At 23.0% G+C, this 18359-nt stretch carries 12 protein-coding genes; 11 read left to right on the top strand and 1 reads right to left on the bottom strand.

Going from position 1 to position 18359, the window contains the following annotated elements; genetic code table 4:
• The first annotated feature begins 1 nt into the window (after window position 1).
• The 11 genes from AB668_RS04825 to AB668_RS04775 all read left to right on the top strand — a co-directional run bounded on the left by AB668_RS04825 (window position 2) and on the right by AB668_RS04775 (window position 17688).
• On the top strand, window positions 2-457 hold the full coding sequence (locus AB668_RS04825) for an MSC_0621 family F1-like ATPase epsilon subunit (RefSeq protein ID WP_050517864.1): 456 nt from the start codon (window positions 2-4) through the stop codon (window positions 455-457).
• Window positions 444-2681, top strand: coding sequence for an MSC_0620 family F1-like ATPase-associated subunit (locus AB668_RS04820; protein WP_050517863.1), 2238 nt, complete (start codon window positions 444-446; stop codon window positions 2679-2681). Before AB668_RS04825 ends, AB668_RS04820 begins: the two co-directional genes overlap by 14 nt.
• 4 nt (window positions 2682-2685) lie before the next feature.
• A complete protein-coding gene (locus tag AB668_RS04815; protein ID WP_050517862.1) occupies window positions 2686-4239 on the top strand; it encodes an MSC_0619 family F1-like ATPase alpha subunit in 1554 nt (517 codons plus the stop codon).
• Window positions 4239-5618, top strand: coding sequence for an MSC_0618 family F1-like ATPase beta subunit (locus tag AB668_RS04810; protein ID WP_050517861.1), 1380 nt, complete (start codon window positions 4239-4241; stop codon window positions 5616-5618). Before AB668_RS04815 ends, AB668_RS04810 begins: the two co-directional genes overlap by 1 nt.
• A 175-nt stretch (window positions 5619-5793) precedes the next feature.
• Entirely contained in the window at window positions 5794-7554 is a 1761-nt protein-coding gene (locus AB668_RS04805; protein WP_050517860.1) for a hypothetical protein, read from the top strand.
• Window positions 7555-7570: 16 nt separating this feature from the next.
• Window positions 7571-8764 (top strand): tRNA uracil 4-sulfurtransferase ThiI, encoded by a 1194-nt coding sequence (thiI, locus tag AB668_RS04800; RefSeq protein WP_050517859.1) that lies wholly within the window; start codon window positions 7571-7573, stop codon window positions 8762-8764.
• Window positions 8765-8788: 24 nt separating this feature from the next.
• Window positions 8789-11770 carry a DNA polymerase III subunit alpha gene (dnaE, locus tag AB668_RS04795; protein WP_050517858.1) on the top strand — a complete coding sequence of 994 codons (2982 nt, stop codon included), beginning with the start codon at window positions 8789-8791 and terminating at the stop codon, window positions 11768-11770.
• Between the two features lie 10 nt (window positions 11771-11780).
• Window positions 11781-14510: a DNA polymerase I gene (gene polA, locus AB668_RS04790; RefSeq protein WP_050517857.1), complete on the top strand. Its 2730-nt coding sequence runs from the start codon at window positions 11781-11783 to the stop codon at window positions 14508-14510.
• A gap of 10 nt (window positions 14511-14520) precedes the next feature.
• Window positions 14521-15348 carry a DNA-formamidopyrimidine glycosylase gene (mutM, locus tag AB668_RS04785; protein ID WP_050517856.1) on the top strand — a complete coding sequence of 276 codons (828 nt, stop codon included), beginning with the start codon at window positions 14521-14523 and terminating at the stop codon, window positions 15346-15348.
• A gap of 165 nt (window positions 15349-15513) precedes the next feature.
• Window positions 15514-16743: a DnaD domain protein gene (locus tag AB668_RS04780; protein ID WP_050517855.1), complete on the top strand. Its 1230-nt coding sequence runs from the start codon at window positions 15514-15516 to the stop codon at window positions 16741-16743.
• A gap of 9 nt (window positions 16744-16752) precedes the next feature.
• Window positions 16753-17688, top strand: coding sequence for an ATP-binding protein (locus AB668_RS04775; RefSeq protein ID WP_050517854.1), 936 nt, complete (start codon window positions 16753-16755; stop codon window positions 17686-17688).
• A 56-nt stretch (window positions 17689-17744) separates the two neighbouring features.
• Here the strand turns inward: AB668_RS04775 and def are convergent, their stop codons facing one another.
• Window positions 17745-18347: a peptide deformylase gene (gene def / locus AB668_RS04770; RefSeq protein WP_050517853.1), complete on the bottom strand. Its 603-nt coding sequence runs from the start codon at window positions 18345-18347 to the stop codon at window positions 17745-17747.
• Between the last annotated feature and the right edge of the window lie 12 nt (window positions 18348-18359).

Here is an 18359-nt window from a genome sequence, read left to right as displayed (position 1 = left end):
TATGTTTAATCTATCAATTAATTTTATAGAAAATAAAAAAACTATTAATTTTAATAATGTCTTAGTTTCTTTTAACGTTGATCAACAACAAGAGTGAGTTGAATTATCTAATAACTTTTTAGTAGGATATGAAATTATTTTATTAAGAATTTATGATTATAAAACTAGAGATTATAAGTTCTTATTTTGTAAAAATGCTCATATTATAGTTAAAAATAATCACATAACTGTTAATACTTTTTCATCAGATGAATTTTATATTCAAAACACATTAAAAAAACAAAATGATAGTTTATTAAAACAAGTCAATAAAAAGATATCAACACTACTAGCAATTGAAAAAATCGGATTAGATATAGAAGAAATATTTGAACTTAAAAAATTAAAACAAAAACAATATATATTAAAAATGATTAAAGAGTTAAGTTTAAAAAAGGAGAATTATGAAGAAATTTAAACCAAAATTCATCTTATTATTTAACATAGGTTTATTTTCAACAATAACTCCTATTAGTTTATCTTTGATGAATCAAAATAAAGTAGTTAATAAAAATATTATTTCTTTATATCAAAAAGAAAAAGATAGTGATAACTTAATTGATAGTTCAACAACAAGTGAAACTAATCCAAAACCTAATGAAGTTAAAAAACCTGAAGTTGATAAATCTTTTGCTACTTTTAAAAACACTTTAGATAAAAAATTAAAAGAAGAATTATCAAAAATATTTGATAAAATTCAAAAGTTTATTAATGATGAATTAGAAAAAGATAAAGACAAGTTAAACAAAGAATCTAAAACCGAAGAATATACAGCAAATATAGAAAAAAGAGTATATTTAAATTCATTAAAAAAACTTTATGACAGTTCTAAAAAAGATGACTTTATAGCAGATCCTTCTCAATTTGGATTTCATATAACTTTCCCTTACATTTTAGCTATTAAAAAAGAACATAATACAGGAACAGTAATTTTTAATAATAAGAAATATGAAAATGTTAGATTAAGTTTAGATGATACTTATGATTATTCAAAAATTATAGATAAAAAATTAAAAGAAGAAGTTATAAAAAATAAAGATCAAATTGTTAATACTATAAGTTCACATATTTTTAATGTTGAGTTGGATGAATATTTTAAAAAATTCGACAAAGAAGTAATTGGTATGATTTTTAATGAAAAAGAATTACCAAAACTTGGACAAGATTTTGTTTTAGAACCAATTAAAAATGATGATAATGATGAAATTTATGTAGGTTCTGCAAAAATTTTAAATAAACATAAATCTTGAAAAGATTATGTTATTAATAAAATAAAACCTAAATTTATTGATTTTGATTTAACTAAAAATCAAGAATATAAAGATAACAATGAATCAGAACCAACTCCAGTGCCAACTCCAACTATTCCTGATCCATTAAAACCAGTTGTTCCAGATGATAAAAGACCAAATAACATTAATCCAACTCAACTAATCCAAGCACTTCCAAAATTAAGACCATATGTAAGTTATAAATATGCAAATACAAATTCAATTAGTGAGATTATCAATAAATTTGAATCAGAAGATAACCAACAAAATAAGAAAGAATTTTTCTTTTTTAAAAATCCAATTAATACAAGATTTGAATATACTGTTGAATCAAAAGCAGAATCAACTTCATCAGATAGTCAATTTGTAACTGTTAAAATAAAAGACTTATTAAATGTAGCTAAATTTAGAACTTATCAAACAGAAATCATTAATCCGAATAAAAATGTAAAATATAGTTTCTTATTAGAAAAACAAAATAAGGAGATTAGTAAAACGTTTTTAAAACTATATAAAGCACTAATGTTAGATGAAAAATTAAACTATAAAACTATAGGTCATGGTGATTTACAATCATCTGTTCTAGGTTTTGTTGAAAGTGCGAATAAAATAATTAATGATCAAAATTTTAATAATTTATGATCTAAAGTTTTAAACAATTATTACAATTCAATTGATGCTAATAAAATTAATAATCCAAATTATAATCCAAAAGCAATTTGGTCAAGCTCAAGAATTTTAATTGATAAAATTTTAAGTTCTTTAATATCATCTAATCTAAATAATCAACCTGTGTTTCATAGTTTATCTAATGCATTTTTAGTTTTAAAATCAGATTTAGATCAATTTACAACTCACACTGCTTCTAGAGAAAAATTTCTTCAAAAGGCTAAAAAACACAATATTAATCTTAAATATGTAGATAATGTTTTTATAAATTTTGATAAATCTAATACTAGATTAATATCTACTGCAAATGATAAGTTTAAAAACTTTAATACAATAAAATGATTTGATGATTATACAAAAAACATCAAAGATAGTAGAGAGTATGTTGAAATAATTAAAATACTATTATCACCAGTTGATTTTGAACCTAACTCAAAAGAATATGAAGAATTTAATAAATACTATCAATTAGCGATACAAAAAAATAAAGATGAACAAAAAATTTCAAATAACTATTCATTAATAATAGGAATTAGTTTATTAGCATTAAGCACTTTATTTTTAATAATAAATGGTTATGTATATCTGCATAAAAATAAAAATAGAAAACAATTAAAATCAACATTTATCATTTTAACAATACTTAGTTCAAGTGCTATGTTAATTTCAATAATCTTAATAATAATAGGAGCGAAAGGATAAAAAAATGAACTCAAAAACAAATAAAAAAGTTTCAAACACTAATCCTAAAGTTGTAGCAATTTATGATTATATTGTTCAAGTTGAAGGAGATTTTGATTATCAACAACAACAAGTTTTTACATCATTAAAAAATAATGATGTTAGATTATTTTTAATTAGTGCTTCAGAGAATTTTGCATATCTACTAGCTAACTTAGAAGGTCAAAAATTATCTATTGGAGATGAAATAGAGTTATCAGATCAATCAGATGAAGTATTTACTAATAAACAACACTTTAATAAAGTAATTGATATTTATGGAAATGTGATTTTACCTGTTAATAAAGTTATTAAAAAAGTAAAAGAAGATGTTTCAAGTAAAATATTTAAAGTAAATCAAGATCTAATGAGAGTTCAAAGATTAAATGAACAACTTTATACTGGATTAACTGCAATTGATTTATTAATTCCAATAGGTAAAGGTCAACGTGAGTTAATTATTGGAGATCGTCAAACCGGAAAAACGCATATAGCGTTAAATACAGTAATTAACCAATCACAAAAAGGTGTTAAATGTGTTTATGTTGCAATTGGTCAAAAAAGAGAAACTATTTCAAGAATTTACAATACTTTAGAAAAGTATGATGCTTTAAAAAATACTATTATTATTGATGCACCTGCAACTAGTGCATACGAACAATATCTAGCTCCTTATATTGGAATGACACATGCTGAAAACATATCACTTACTGATGATGTGTTAATAATATTTGATGATCTAACAAAACATGCCAATATTTTTAGAGAAATAGCATTATTAAGTAACCGACCAGTAGGAAAAGAAGCAATGCCTGGAGATATGTTTTTTGCTCATTCTCAACTATTAGAACGTGCTGGATCATTTAAAAATACTAAAACAATTACAGCACTACCAATTATTCAAACTACTGATAATGATCTAACTAGTTTAGTTGCTTCAAATGTGATTTCAATTACCGATGGACAAATTGTTACAAGTAGCAAATTATTTTCTCAAGGAGCACTTCCTGCTATTGATATTGACTTTTCAGTTTCAAGAACTGGAAGTAGTGTTCAAAATAAATCAATGACTAAAATTGCTGCTGATATTGGTAAAACTTATAGAAAATATAAAAGACAATCGAAACTTGCTTCATTAGATTATAAGTTAAATGATCAGGTTGCTGATTTAATGTATAAAGGAAAAATGATAGATAAATTATTCTTACAAAAAGGATATTTACTTTATACATATAATTTCATTTTAATGATGAGTAAAATAATTCAATGATCGTTAATTAAAACAATAAAAGATGAACAAAAAGCATTATTATTTTTAGATTATTTTATTAATAATCACACTGAAGGAAAAAGACAATTTGAACTTATTAAATCAACTGATCAGTATGATGAAGAAATGACAAAAAATTACTTCTTATTTGCATTAAAACAATATTCAGATTATCTAGATTTAAATTGAGATATAGAAAATGAATATGATTTTTTAGAAATAGATAAATCATTCTTACAACAAGCTGCAGAGAAATTAGGTGATAAATAATGGATGGGAAAATTATTAGTATATCAGGAGATGTTATAGATATTGAGTTTAAAGAAAATAACTTACCTTTAGTTAATCAATTACTAACAACTCATAACAATACTACGTACTTATTAGTTAAAAGTATTATTAGTAATACTCATATTAGAGCGATTGTTATTTATTCATCTAGATCAATTTCATTAAGTGATGTAGTTAAAAATACAAATAAAAGTTTTATGGTTCCAGTTGGAGATAAAGCTAAAAATAATATTTATAGTTTTTCAGGAATTTCATTAAATAATGAAAACAATAAAGATGTTGATTTAATTGAAATGAATTCAATCATTAACAACAAAAGACAAATAAATATTGAAAATGAATTTATTGAAACAGGAATTAAAGCAATTGATTTTTTCATACCTATTTTTAAAGGATTTAAATTAGGTATTTTTGGTGGAGCTGGAGTTGGTAAAACAGTTCTTATGAAAGAGATTATTTTCAATGTAAATAATAAATATAAAAATACTTCAAATATTTTTATTGGTTCAGGAGAACGTTCTAGAGAAGCAATTGAACTTTATGATGAATTAGTTCAATCTGATCTTATGAAAAATTCAACAATGTATATTTCAAAGATGAATGAATCACCAGGAGCTAGAATGTCAATTGTACCAATTGGAGTAACAGCTGCAGAATATTTAAGAGATTATAAAAAAGAAGATGTTTTATTATTTATAGATAATATTTATCGTTTTATTCAAGCAGAAAATGAAGTTAGTGCAACACTTGGTAAAAAGCCATCAATTGGAGGTTATCAATCTACATTAGAAAGTGATGTTGCAAATATTCAAGATCGTTTATTTAAAAATCAAAACGCATCAATTACTTCATTTCAAACAGTATTTTTACCAATGGATGATTTGAGTGATCCATCTGCTGTTGCAGTTTTTAATCACTTAGATTCAAATCTAGTTTTATCAAGAGATCAAGCTGCGAAAAACATTTTACCAGCTTTCGATCCATTAGCTAGTTCATCAACATCATTAGATGAATCACTTATTGGAAAGAGACATTTTGAAGCTATTTTAGAAGTTAAAAAAATCTTAAAAGCATACAAAGACTTAGAAGATGTAATTTTAATTTTAGGATTTGATGAATTAGATGCTGAAAATAAAATTATTGTTAAAAAAGCTTTACAATTAGAAAACTTCTTTACTCAAAACTTCTTTATGACTGAACATTTTACAAAAAGCCCTGGACAATACGTGCCATTAAAAGATACTATTGAAAGTGTTATTAGAATATTAGATGGACAATACATAAAACAAAGTCCAGAAATATTTGCTTATATTGGATCAGCATTAGAATTAAAAACTGACAAAGAGTTAGGATTATAAAATATAAAATTAATTTCTAATAAATTAATAGAGTTCAAAACTCTATTTTTATTTTTAAAATAACTTTTATCATAACAATAAAGTTAATAATTACTGCAAATAACTTTATTTCCACATATCTTATTAGTTAGTCTATTTTGGTATAATTTAATTTAGAACAAAAGGAGCAAAAGCAATGGAAATAATCATAAATCCTATATTTGTTTTTAGTTCAAATAGAATTATCGAACTTATTTCATATGTTGCTTTTGGAGTAGGTTTTTTTGGTGTACTTACTATTTTATTTATGTTAATAATTTATAAAAACATTATTAGTAAAGCCATTAAAACAACTGATATTATTGAAAGAATTTTAAAACATCCATTACCTAATCGTTTAAATAGAATGAATTTTATTGCTCAAAATTCTAATAATGAAAACTTAAAACAAGATATTGAAGTATGAAAACTAAAATACTATGAAATTTATAAAGAAGAACTTCCTGAATTAATTACAACTGCAAGTCAATATTTTGGTATAAATAAATGATCTTTTAAATCAAAAACTTTTCCATCTATAAGAAATTTACATAGAGCAAATAAACTTTTAGAAATATCTAAGAATTTAGAATTAAATGTTAGAGATATATATTATGAAACTCAAAAAGTAACAGAAGTTGAGTTTTTATTAAGAGATACTAAGATTGTTATTCAAGAAACAGCTAATGAAATTTTTAATTTTATTGATGTAAAAAAAGAACAAAATGGGTTAAAAATTAACTATGCAATAATTCAAGAATATAAACAAATAATTAATAAGAAAATTATAATATGTGATTATTATATTAAGATAGGTAAGTTCGAAGAAGCATTTAAAAAAATCATTAATTTATCTGAAGGAATCTCTAGATTCATTAAATTCATTGATAAAACTCACCGAATTGCTATGTCATTAGAAAAAAATGGATCTTTATATCAAAAGCTAGAAGAAATTAATAAACAATTAGTTTTTAAAAATGAAAAAGATCATAAATTAAATGATATAAACAACAATTTTAAAATTCATAAAGAAAAAATACTACAATTTTTATACTCTGGGAAAATAGATTCAGCATCAAATGAATACGAACAATTATTTAATGAGATTGATGGGCTAAGTTCATATTTAAAATTTGAAGATAAAGTTTTTATGTTCTTTGAAAACAATATTGGAAAGATTCAAAATATTATAAAAGAATTTGAAAATGAAAGTAAAAAAATAGAACAATTAATTATTTTTAATACCTCATTAAAAAATAATATAGATATTGCTAAAACTAAATTCTATGCAATTAAACCTTCGATTGATTCTATTAATGAAGAGTACAAAAATATTTGTTCTAAATTTATTAAGTTTAAATATTCAGTAGAAGCTAATTCTGTTTTATATAGATGTGCTTATCAAATAAAAGCTATTTTAACTAGATTAGAAAGTTATTATAATGACTTTATAGAAATTTATTCTATTTTAAAAACTAAAGACTCATTTTTAGAAGAAGTAGAATCAAAACTAGATAACATTAGAACTACATTACTATTTACTGAATCAATTATTTACAGACATAGTGATATTAAAAACTTACAACAATATAAAAATAAAATTAAAGCTAGATATCAAGATTTAGAAGATATTGAAAAGAAAAATAATGCTACTTTATCTTCATCAGATAATTTTGATGCAATGTTAAAAAAACTAGATGTTCAACTTAGAAAAACAATTTATATTAAACATAATGTTATTGATGAAGTTATGTTAGATAAAATTGCTCAGTATGTTGTTACTTATGCTAATCGTTATTTAGATTATAAAAATGATTCTAATAAAAAAATAAATGAAATAATGAATGCTTATGATTTAAGAGATTACAAGAAAACAATTGATTTAGGTATAAACTTTTTTCAAGAAAATAAAATTTAGAAGTTAGGAGAAAAAGATGAAACACATTTTAATAAGATATGGTGAATTAACATTAAAAGGAAATAATAGATTTAGATTTGTTGATAAATTAATTTCAAATATAAAATTTAAATTAAAAAGATTTAATAAAGAGAATATCGAATATATAAAAGATAATAATTCTTTAATATTAAAAGTTAGTGATGAGATTTTAAAAGATGTTTTAGAAGAATTAAAAACTGTTTTTGGAATTTATTCATTATCAGTTATTCAACACACAAAAAAAGATTTAGATGATATTAAAAATGCCATTTTAAAAATAGTTGAACAATCTAATGCTAAAACTTTTAAATTAGAAGCAACTAGAAAAGATAAGTCTTTTTTATTAACAAGTATTGAAATTAAGCAAAAATTAGCTCCCGAAATTTTAAAATCTTGTTCTAATTTATCTGTTGATGTTCACAATCCTGATTTAAAAATAGAAGTTGTAATCAAAAAAGATCATGCTGAAGTTTTTGATAATAGAATTAATGGATTAAAAGGTTTACCAGTTGGAATTAGTGGTAAAGGTTTAAGTTTATTAAGTGGTGGAATTGATTCGCCTGTTGCTTCATTTTTAACTTTAAAAAGAGGTATGCATGTTGATTTTATACACTTTATGACTCCACCCCATACTTCAGCTGAAGCGTTAAAAAAAGTTTTTGATTTAGCTAAAAAATTATCTAAATATAATTCATCAACTTTTAGATTATATGTTTGTGATTTTGCTTTAATGTTACAAGAATTGCAACATATTCCTGAAGAAAGTTATAAGATAACTATTATGAGAAGAATGTTTATGAGAATAGCAAATGCTATTGCTGATAAATACAATTATAAAGCTTTAATTACAGGTGAAAGTTTAGGACAAGTTGCTAGTCAAACTATTGAAAGTATAGATGTAATAAACAGAACTAGTCAAATACCTATTTTAAGACCAGTTATTACATATGATAAAGAAGAAATTATTGAAATCTCTAAGTTTATTGATACTTATGAAACTTCAATTCTTCCATTTGATGATGTATGTAGTATGTTCGTTCCAAAACAACCTGTTACAAAACCTAGACTTCATACAGCAATTGCTCAAGAAGATGCTATTTTATGACCTGAACTTTTAGAAGAAACAATTCAAAATCATATAAATGAATTTGTATTCAAAAATGGAGAAGTTGTAGAAAATAAAGAATAAAATTTAAAACAAAGGAGATAAATCATGAATTTTACACCACTGTTTACAGTTAAAAGTGAATATAATTTTTTAGATTCATTAATTAAAATTGATGATTATATTTCTTTTGTTAAAAAGCATGATTTTGATTATGCTTTTTATTGTGAAAAAAACACTATGTTTGGTGTTGCTGAATTTATTAAAAAATCTCAAAAAAATAACATTAAACCAATTGTTGGAATAAACATAGATTTTACTGATCAAACAAAGATTTGTATTTATGCAAAAAACAGATTAGGTTATCAAATTATTTGTCATATATCTAGTTTTTTACATGATGGTTTTACTCATTCTGATCAAGATATTAAAAAATATATTTATGAAAATATAGATACAAATGTTGTTGTTATAGCTAAATTTACAGATCGAGAATTAAAGTCTAATTTAAAAATAATTTTAAACGATGATTTATATGATGCTGATGAACTAAAATTGTATTTAGAACCAATTAATTATTTAGATCCTAATCAAAAAGAAGTGTATAAAATTTTAACTGCAATAAGACAAACTAAAACTCTTGATGAAATAAAATTAGATTCTTTCAATTTTTATCCTGATGTTAATTTTTTAGAACAAAATAACTATTCAGTAAAAAACATTTTAAAAGTAGGTATCGAAATACTTTCAAAAGTGAGTTTTGATCTTTTTGATAGTAATACAAAATACTTAATAAAATATAAAACACCCGATAATATTTCAAGTAATGAATTTTTAAGACAAAGATGTGAGCTATCATTAAAATCATATATTCAATATAATCAAAAAAATAATCGTCAAATTGATGTAAATCAATATTTTTCAAGATTAGAATATGAACTTAATGTAATAAAAAATATGGGGTTTAGTGATTATTTTTTAGTTGTTGGTGATTATGTTAATTTCGCTAAAAAACAAGATATTATGGTAGGTCCTGGACGTGGTAGTGCTGCGGGTAGTTTAGTTAGTTTTTTACTAAGAATTACTGATGTTGATCCTTTAAAATATGATTTATTGTTCGAGAGATTTTTAAATCCTGAACGTCAAACACTTCCTGATATTGATGTTGATTTTCAAGATAATAGACGTGAAGAGGTTTTAGAATATTTATTTGAAAAGTATGGGAAATACAATGTTGCTACTATAACAACTTATCAAACAATTGGTTATAAAATGGCTTGAAGAGATGTATGTAGAGTTTTTAAAATTGAAATGAATATTGTAAATAAAATATCTAAACTTTTAGATCATGATAAAGATATTAATTTTTTAGATTTTGTAAATGAAAATAAAATACTAAAAGATTATTATCAAGATGAAAATTTTAAAGCTATTTTTGATGCTATGAATATGATTGTTGGATTACCTAGACAATCTGGAACTCATGCTGCTGGAGTTATTTTATCTGATGTTGATTTAAGACAAATTGCTCCAATTAAGATCGGTTATAATGGTATTTTCCAAACACAATATGATATGAGTTATTTAGAAGAAATCGGTTTAATTAAAATGGATATTTTAGGTTTAAAAAATCTAACAACATTACAAGAAATTAAACATTTAATACAAAAAAATTACAATATCAATATTAAGTTAAACCAATTACCATTAAATAATTGAAAAACATTTAATCTTTTACAAAAAGGCCACACTTCAGGTATATTCCAATTAGAATCTAAAGGAATGACAGATTTAATTGTTAAGATGAAAGTTGACTCTATTTTAAGTATTTCTGATGCTTCAGCTTTATATAGACCAGGACCTCAAGAAATGATTCCTCAATATTTATCTAATAAAAAATTACCTAATCTTAAAGTTATCGATGATAGTGTTTATGATATTTTAAAATCAACTTATGGAGTTATTGTTTATCAAGAACAAGTTATGCAAATGCTTAAAAAAGTTGGTAATTTTTCACTAGCAAAAGCTGATATTGTAAGAAGAGCTATGAGTAAGAAAAATGCTGATTATATGCATCAAGCTAGAGAAGAATTTGTTAATAATGCAATAAAACAAAATAACTTATCACCAAATAAAGCTAATTTAATTTGAAACTGAATTGATAAATTTTCTAATTATGGATTTAACAAATCTCACTCAATTTCATATTCTTATGTAAGTTATTGATTAGCGTATTTTAAAGCTAATTACACTTGTGAATTTTATAGTAGTTTATTAAGTGGAGTGATTGGATCTGAATTAAAAACTCAACAATATATTAAAGAATTAACTGAATATAATATTAAAATAAATAAACCAATTATTTTAAATACTGCATTAACTTATCAAATAAGAAACAAACAAATTTATATGCCACTAACTACAATTAAAGGAATAGGTATAGAAATTGTTAAAAAAATATCACAAGCAAAAAAAGAAAATAAAGAAATGTTTAAAGATATCAATAGTTTTGTTTTAGCTCTGATTAATCAAAAAGTTTCAATAAGTACAATTCAAATTTTAATTCAAGCTGGAGCATTAGATAATCTTTGAAATTTAAATAAACAAACTATGTTAAAAAATTTAGATATTATTTATGATCAAGCAGTTGCTTTTAAAGATCTAAAAAATATAAGTGATGAAGAAAAAGTTATTTTAATTGATTATGATGAATTTGATGATGAAACATTAGCAATGTTTGAAAAAGAATTGTACGGATTTTTCATTGATTCAAATCCTATTTTAAAAATTAAAAATTCTAACTTAAAGTATAATCCTGTTGATATTTCAAAATTAACATTAAATCAAAATCAAATAATTGTCGGGTTTATTTCAAACATTAAAGAAATTAAAGATAAAAACAATAACACAATGGCATTTGTTTCAATATTTGACAGCACTTCTGAAATTGATTTAACTATTTTTGCAAGAGATTATGATCAAGTTAAAGATAGACTTTTTGTTAATAAAGCTTATATTATTGAAATAGAACCAAATACTAGACAAAACAAATTATCAGCTAAATTTATAAAATTAATTAAACAAATCTAAGGAGAAAATTATGAAAAAAATATTAATAATAGACGGTAACTCATTAATATTTAGAGCTTATTTTGCAACTGCATATTCATCAAATCAAATTATGAGAACAACAACTGGAACACCTACAAATGCAGTTTACTCTTTTATAAATATGATGTTATCTGTTTTAAATTCACGAGGACCTTATGATTGTTTATTTATCGCTTTTGATAAAGGTAAAAAAACTTTTAGACATGAAATGTTAAAAGATTATAAAGTAGGAAGACAAAAAACACCTGAAGAGCTAATAAAACAATTACCGATAATTAGAGAATTTTTAACTTCTGCAAATATTCAATGATTTGAAAGAGATGATGTTGAAGCTGATGATATAGTTGGAACTATTGCAAAAGTTGCTGAAAAAAAATATCAAAATCTTAGTGTTGAAATATTAAGTAGTGATAAAGATATGTATCAACTAATTAGTAATAAAACTGTGTGTGTTGTGCCAAAACAAGGTATTGGAAATCCAGACATAATTAATGAACAAGAATTGTTTAAACTATGAGAAATTTTACCAAAACAAGTACCAGATTTAAAAGCTATTATGGGAGATAGTTCAGATAATTTAAAAGGTGTTAGTGGAATTGGTCCTAAAGGAGCAAGTAAACTAATAAATACATATGGTAGTTTAGAAAATATTTATAATAATATAAATGAAATTACAGGAGCAACAAAAACTAAATTAGAAAATGATCAAGACTCAGCTTTTTTATGTAAGAAATTAGCAACAATTAAAACTAATGTTAACATTGAAGAACTTGAATTTGATCCAATAAATTTAGACCCAATAAATATTAAAAAATTCTTAACTAAATATGAAATGTTTTCTTTAATAAATAAATTCAACTTTCTTTGTGATATTAATAAAGAAAATGAAACTAAAGAAGAAAAACCTAATATTACTATTTTAAAAAAATGATCTAAAGAATATAATGATGAAAAAAATTATATTTATGTTGAATCATTAGAAGAAAATTATCATTTAGATAATATAATTGGAATCGGTATTTCTAATAGTAAAGGTAATTTTTACATAAACTTTAAAAAACAAGTTCAACAATTGAGTATTTTTGATGATCTTGTTGATGGTTTAGTTGATGTTGAATTAGAAAAATTCTTAAAAAATGATAAGTTAGAAAAAATTACATATGATATTAAAAAAACAACTTACTTATTGAAAAATCACGGTTATGATGTTTATCCAACAGATTTTAGCTTTGATTTTATGGTTGCTTGTTACTCATTAAATGCTTTTGTTAAATCTGAATTAGAGCATCAAATAAAGATGATTGATCAACAAATATATTTAGAAAGTAAAGAAGATATTTTTGGAAAAGGTGTTAAGAAAAATCCTAACATTGAACTAGATAAAAAATCTGAATATATTACTAGAAAAGCTATTATTTTAAAAAATAATTTTGATAAATTAATTGATCAATTAAAACAAACAAACACATTAGATCTTTACTACAAACTAGATCATTTATTGATTGAAGTTTTATATGTTGCTGAACGTCAAGGAATTTATATTGATAAAAAAGAGTTAAAAACTCAAACTAAAAATATTTTGGTTAAACTTCAAAATATAGAACAAGATATGAAAGAAATTTTAAAAGATATCATATCTGATGATTTTAATTTTGCTTCTCCAAAACAAGTTCAAGAATTATTATTTGATAAATTAAACTTACCGAACATAGATAAAAATGGTACTTCAAAAGATGTTTTAGAAAAATTACAAGCTTATCATCCTATTGTTAATATGTTAATTGAACATAGAAAATTTCATAAATTATATACAACTTATTTAAAAGGTTTTGAAAAATTTATTCATGATGATAATAAAATTCATACAATTTTTAATCATACTTTAACAAATACTGGAAGATTAAGCTCAGCTTATCCTAATATTCAAAATATTTCTATTCAAGATGAAGATCAAAAACAAGTAAGAAAAATATTTACAACTTCAAGTGATAAAACATTTTTAAGTTTTGATTATTCTCAAATTGAACTAAGAGTTTTAGCTCAAATGTCAAAAGAACGAGTTTTAATTGATACTTTTAATGCTAATAAAGATATTCATGATCAAGCTGCTAGATTAATTTTTAATATATCAAAAGATCAAAAAGTAAGTTCTGATCAAAGAAGAATGGCGAAAGTATTTAATTTTGGTATTTTGTATGGATTAACTGATTATGGTTTAGCAAATGATTTAAATATTGATGTTAAAACAGCAAAACAAATGATAGATGATTACTATAAGTCATTTCCTGGATTGTTACAATTTAAACAAGATCAAATTCAAAAAGCCAAAGAAAACAAATATTCTTCAACATTAACAAATAGAAAAAGACATCTTTTAGAATTAGAATCTAAACAATATTTAGTTAGAAAATTTGGAGAAAGAATTGCTGTTAATATGCCAATTCAAGGGACTGCTTCAGATATTTTAAAAGTAGCTATGATATCTATTTTTAAAGAATTAAAATCAAACAATTTAAATACTGTAATGGTTGGACAAATTCACGATGAAATAATTCTAGAAGTTCCATTAAATGAATTAGATCAAGTTAAACAAATTGTAGTTGATAAAATGAGTTCAGCATTAAATGATATGATTAAATGATTAAATATTAATGATAAGGCGATTGTGAATTTAGAAGTTTCACAATCTCAAGCAAACACTTGATATGGATTAAAATAAGGAGTTTTATATGCCAGAATTACCAGAAGTTAGCACGGTTGTTAAAGTTATTCGACCAAAAATTATAAACAAAATAATTAAAAATTCAGAAATATTTTCAGATAAAATTATCAAAACTGAATCTGTAAATAATTTTAAAAATTTAGTTAAAGATCAAAAGATAAATAATGTATTTAATAAAGCAAAATATATTGTTATTGAGCTAGATGATTATGTGATTATTTCTCATTTAAGAATGACTGGAAAATGAGTAGTTGAACAACCAAACAATTATAGCTATAAACAGTCTTGATTAAGAGCTGAGATTTTATTAGATGATGACATGATGTTTAGATTTTATGATGCTAGAGGTTTTGGAACTTTAGATATTTATAATAAAAATAATTATTTAGTTGAATCAAAATTAGATAAATTAGGACCAATTCCTATGAATGGACAAACAACTATTGACTATTTATATTCAAAAACAAAAAATAGTAATAAAGCGATTAAAACTTTATTATTAGATCAAAATATAATCGCGGGATTGGGTAATATTTATGTAAATGAAGTTTTATTTTTATCAAAAATTCTACCAGATAAAGCTTCTAAGTTATTATCAAAAGAACAAATAAAAGATATAATACATAATGCTGATCAAGTTTTAAAAAAAGCTATTCAAATGAATGGAACTACAATTAATGATTTTGAATCTTTACCTGGAGTTAAAGGTCAATATCAAATTGAATTAAAAGTACATTTACAAAATAATAAGAATTGCCAAGTATGTGGATCAAAAATATTAAAAATTCAAGTTAATCAAAGAGGAACATACTACTGTAGTAAGTGTCAAAAATAACTGTTGTTGAAAAGTGGAAAACATATATTAAACACTATGTTCAATAGTTATTTTTAATTGTGTTATAAAACGAAAATAACATTGAAAAATATTTAAATCTTTTAAAAATATTTTAAGGTTAAAACATATTAATATTATTAATATAAAAGCACTAGGAGGATTGTTATGGAAGTTTTAAAAAAAGGCTTTAAATATTCAGTAGATACTCCACCGATTCTAGATGCTGAAGAGTACAAAACCTTAACATGTTTATATCAACCATTAATCGGATCTAAATCAGTTAGCCTGTTTTTAACATTGATTCAAGAAAACATCATCACTTCTAAATTGAAAAACCAGGGATTAGATGAAGAAAGATTATGTAGCATTACTCAAATGTCTCATAAAGAAATTGTTGATGCATTTGATATTTTAAATGCATTAAACCTTGTGAGAGTTTATGTTAAAAAAGATCAATCAAAATTAGTTAAACTTCAAATAATGTCTCCATTAAAAAGTAAGGACTTTTTTAATAATGATTATTTAAATGATTTGCTAGAAAAAACTTTAGGTGAACAAAATTATGAAATTACTAAGTTCATGTTTAAAGGTGTTAATAAAATTAATAAAGATGAATTTGAAGAAGTTCATATTAATATTGCTGATATTATTGATTATTCATTTATGAATGAATCTAAAAAATATAAAACAAGCTTTAAATATAATTCATCAAATTGTGATAGATTAAAAGAAAGTTTAGATTTAGATTATATTGATACTAAGTTAAAACAACAAAATATTAATATAGATTTATGCTCAGAAAATCTTGCAAAAATACTTGTTGATGTTTTAATCATTAAAAAACTAACTGAAAATGAAGTAGTTTTATTAATCAATAATTCATATGACTTTGATAAAAAATCAATTGATTTAATGTTGCTTGAAAGAGAATTGATCACTTTAGTTACAAGTGAAAAACAAAAAACTAATACTAAAAAAACAAAAAACCAACAAAATATGATTCAAATCATTGATAACATGCATTGAAATGATTATTGTAAAGCAAAATATAAAATTGATTTATCTGATTGAACTCACGCAATTGATAATATTAAAAACACATACAAATTTAATGACGGAATTATTAATTGCTTAATTGATTTTAGTTATAAAAAAAATAATGGATATATTGTAGTTAAATACATCCAAAAAATAGCTAAAACTTTATATGAAAAAAATATAAAAAGTACTGAAAAAACAATGTCTTACTTAAAAAGAATTAAAAATAGTTCAACTAATGTTGATAAAATAGTTCAAGCAAATGATCTATTAGAATCTAATTTAACAAATGACTTTTTAAATGAACAATTTTCAAATAATACAACTATTTTTGAAGAACTTGAAGCACTTTTATAGGAGAAAAATATGCAACTAGAAAAATATAAGAATAATAAAAAGATAAATAGTTTAATAATTGAATCACAAAAAACTAAAACACCTATAACTGATGAAATACTTTTAAAAAATCAAGATATATTAGATGATTTTCTTTTATTCTATAAAGAGTGTGATATCAATAAAGAATGTGTGCAAAATCCTAAGGGTAATCAAGTAAATGTTGTTTTTGAAAATGGTCGATTTTATATTCAAAATGTTTCTTGTGTTCACAAACTTCAACAACAAGAATTAGATAAAATTGTAAATAATTATTTGTATACTGATTTTGATGTTAAAGATTTTTCTGTAGTTGCAAAAGATTATTATTTTACTGAATTAACAAATCAAGAATTTAATTTATTAAGTAATAATGAAAAAAAAGAAAAAGCAAATATTTTAAAATATGCTTTGGAAAATCAAAAAAAAGGTAATTATAAAGGTATTTATTTATATGGTGCTCCTGGGGTTGGTAAAACTTATATTTTTAAAATTTTAGCTAATACATTTTCATCAAAAGATTATAAAGTTATATTTTGTACTTTAAGATCAGTTATTGATAAAGTAAGAAGATCTTTTAATGGAACAAGTAAAAAGGGTCTAGAAATTGTTGAAAATTTAAAAAATGTTGATGTGTTATTTTTAGATGATATTGGTGGAGAAAACTTATCTTCTTGATCGCGTGATGACTTTTTATTTGAAGTTTTAAACTATAGAATGGAAAATAAGAAAATGACATTCTTTACTTCTAATTTTTCAATTAATCAGTTAAAAGAAAATTTAAGAATTAAAACAACTAATAAAAAATATGCTGATAATATAGATCCATCTATTGAAGATATTAAAATTGAAAGAATCATTTCAAGAATTAAAGCACTTGCTAATGAAAAAGAAATTAAATGAAAAGTTAAGAGAAATTCTCAATAACTTTTCTTTTTTTATTAGTAAAAAAATAAAAACCAAGCAAAATAAGCTCGGTCATTTTATAAAAGTATTCAGTCATCTTTTGAAAACATAGGATCTTGTTTATTGATACGATCATAATACAGTTTTCCAATGTTGTGTTCCATTTCATGTTGAAAGACTATTGCACAATATCCTCTTAAAGTTAAAGTCACGTATTGTTTAGTTAATCAATCATAACCCTCAACAACTATTTTATAAGATCTAGGCACAATTCCAGTGTGATCGTGATCAACACTTAAACAACCTTCACCATCTTTTAAAGCTACAATTTGAGATGATTTTGAAATAAGTTTTGTATTAATCATTGCATATTCTTCAATATCATCTTCATCTCAATTAAACCTAACATAAAACATATCAATATTAGATCCTATTTGAGGAGCCGCCAATCCAACTGCTGGTCTTAGATAGTCATCTGAATCTTTTTTATTTTCATTTTCATCTTGACTTACTACAACAAAATCAATTAATTTTTTCATAACTAACTCTTCTTCTTGAGTTAGATTTGCAGGGTCTTTAATTTGTTTACAAGTATTTCTAATTACTTCTTTATTTGTATCTTTAAACAGTCAAGAATTTGAAGGCCTATTGTTTTGTAATAAATCCTTTTTAATATCCATATTTACACCTCA

The sequence above is a fragment of the Mycoplasma sp. HU2014 genome, assembly GCF_001199495.1.
Classification (GTDB): domain Bacteria; phylum Bacillota_I; class Bacilli_A; order Mycoplasmatales; family Mycoplasmataceae; genus Mycoplasma.
Note: the sequence above shows the minus strand (reverse complement) of the source record. Positions and strands in the feature narration are given on the sequence as shown.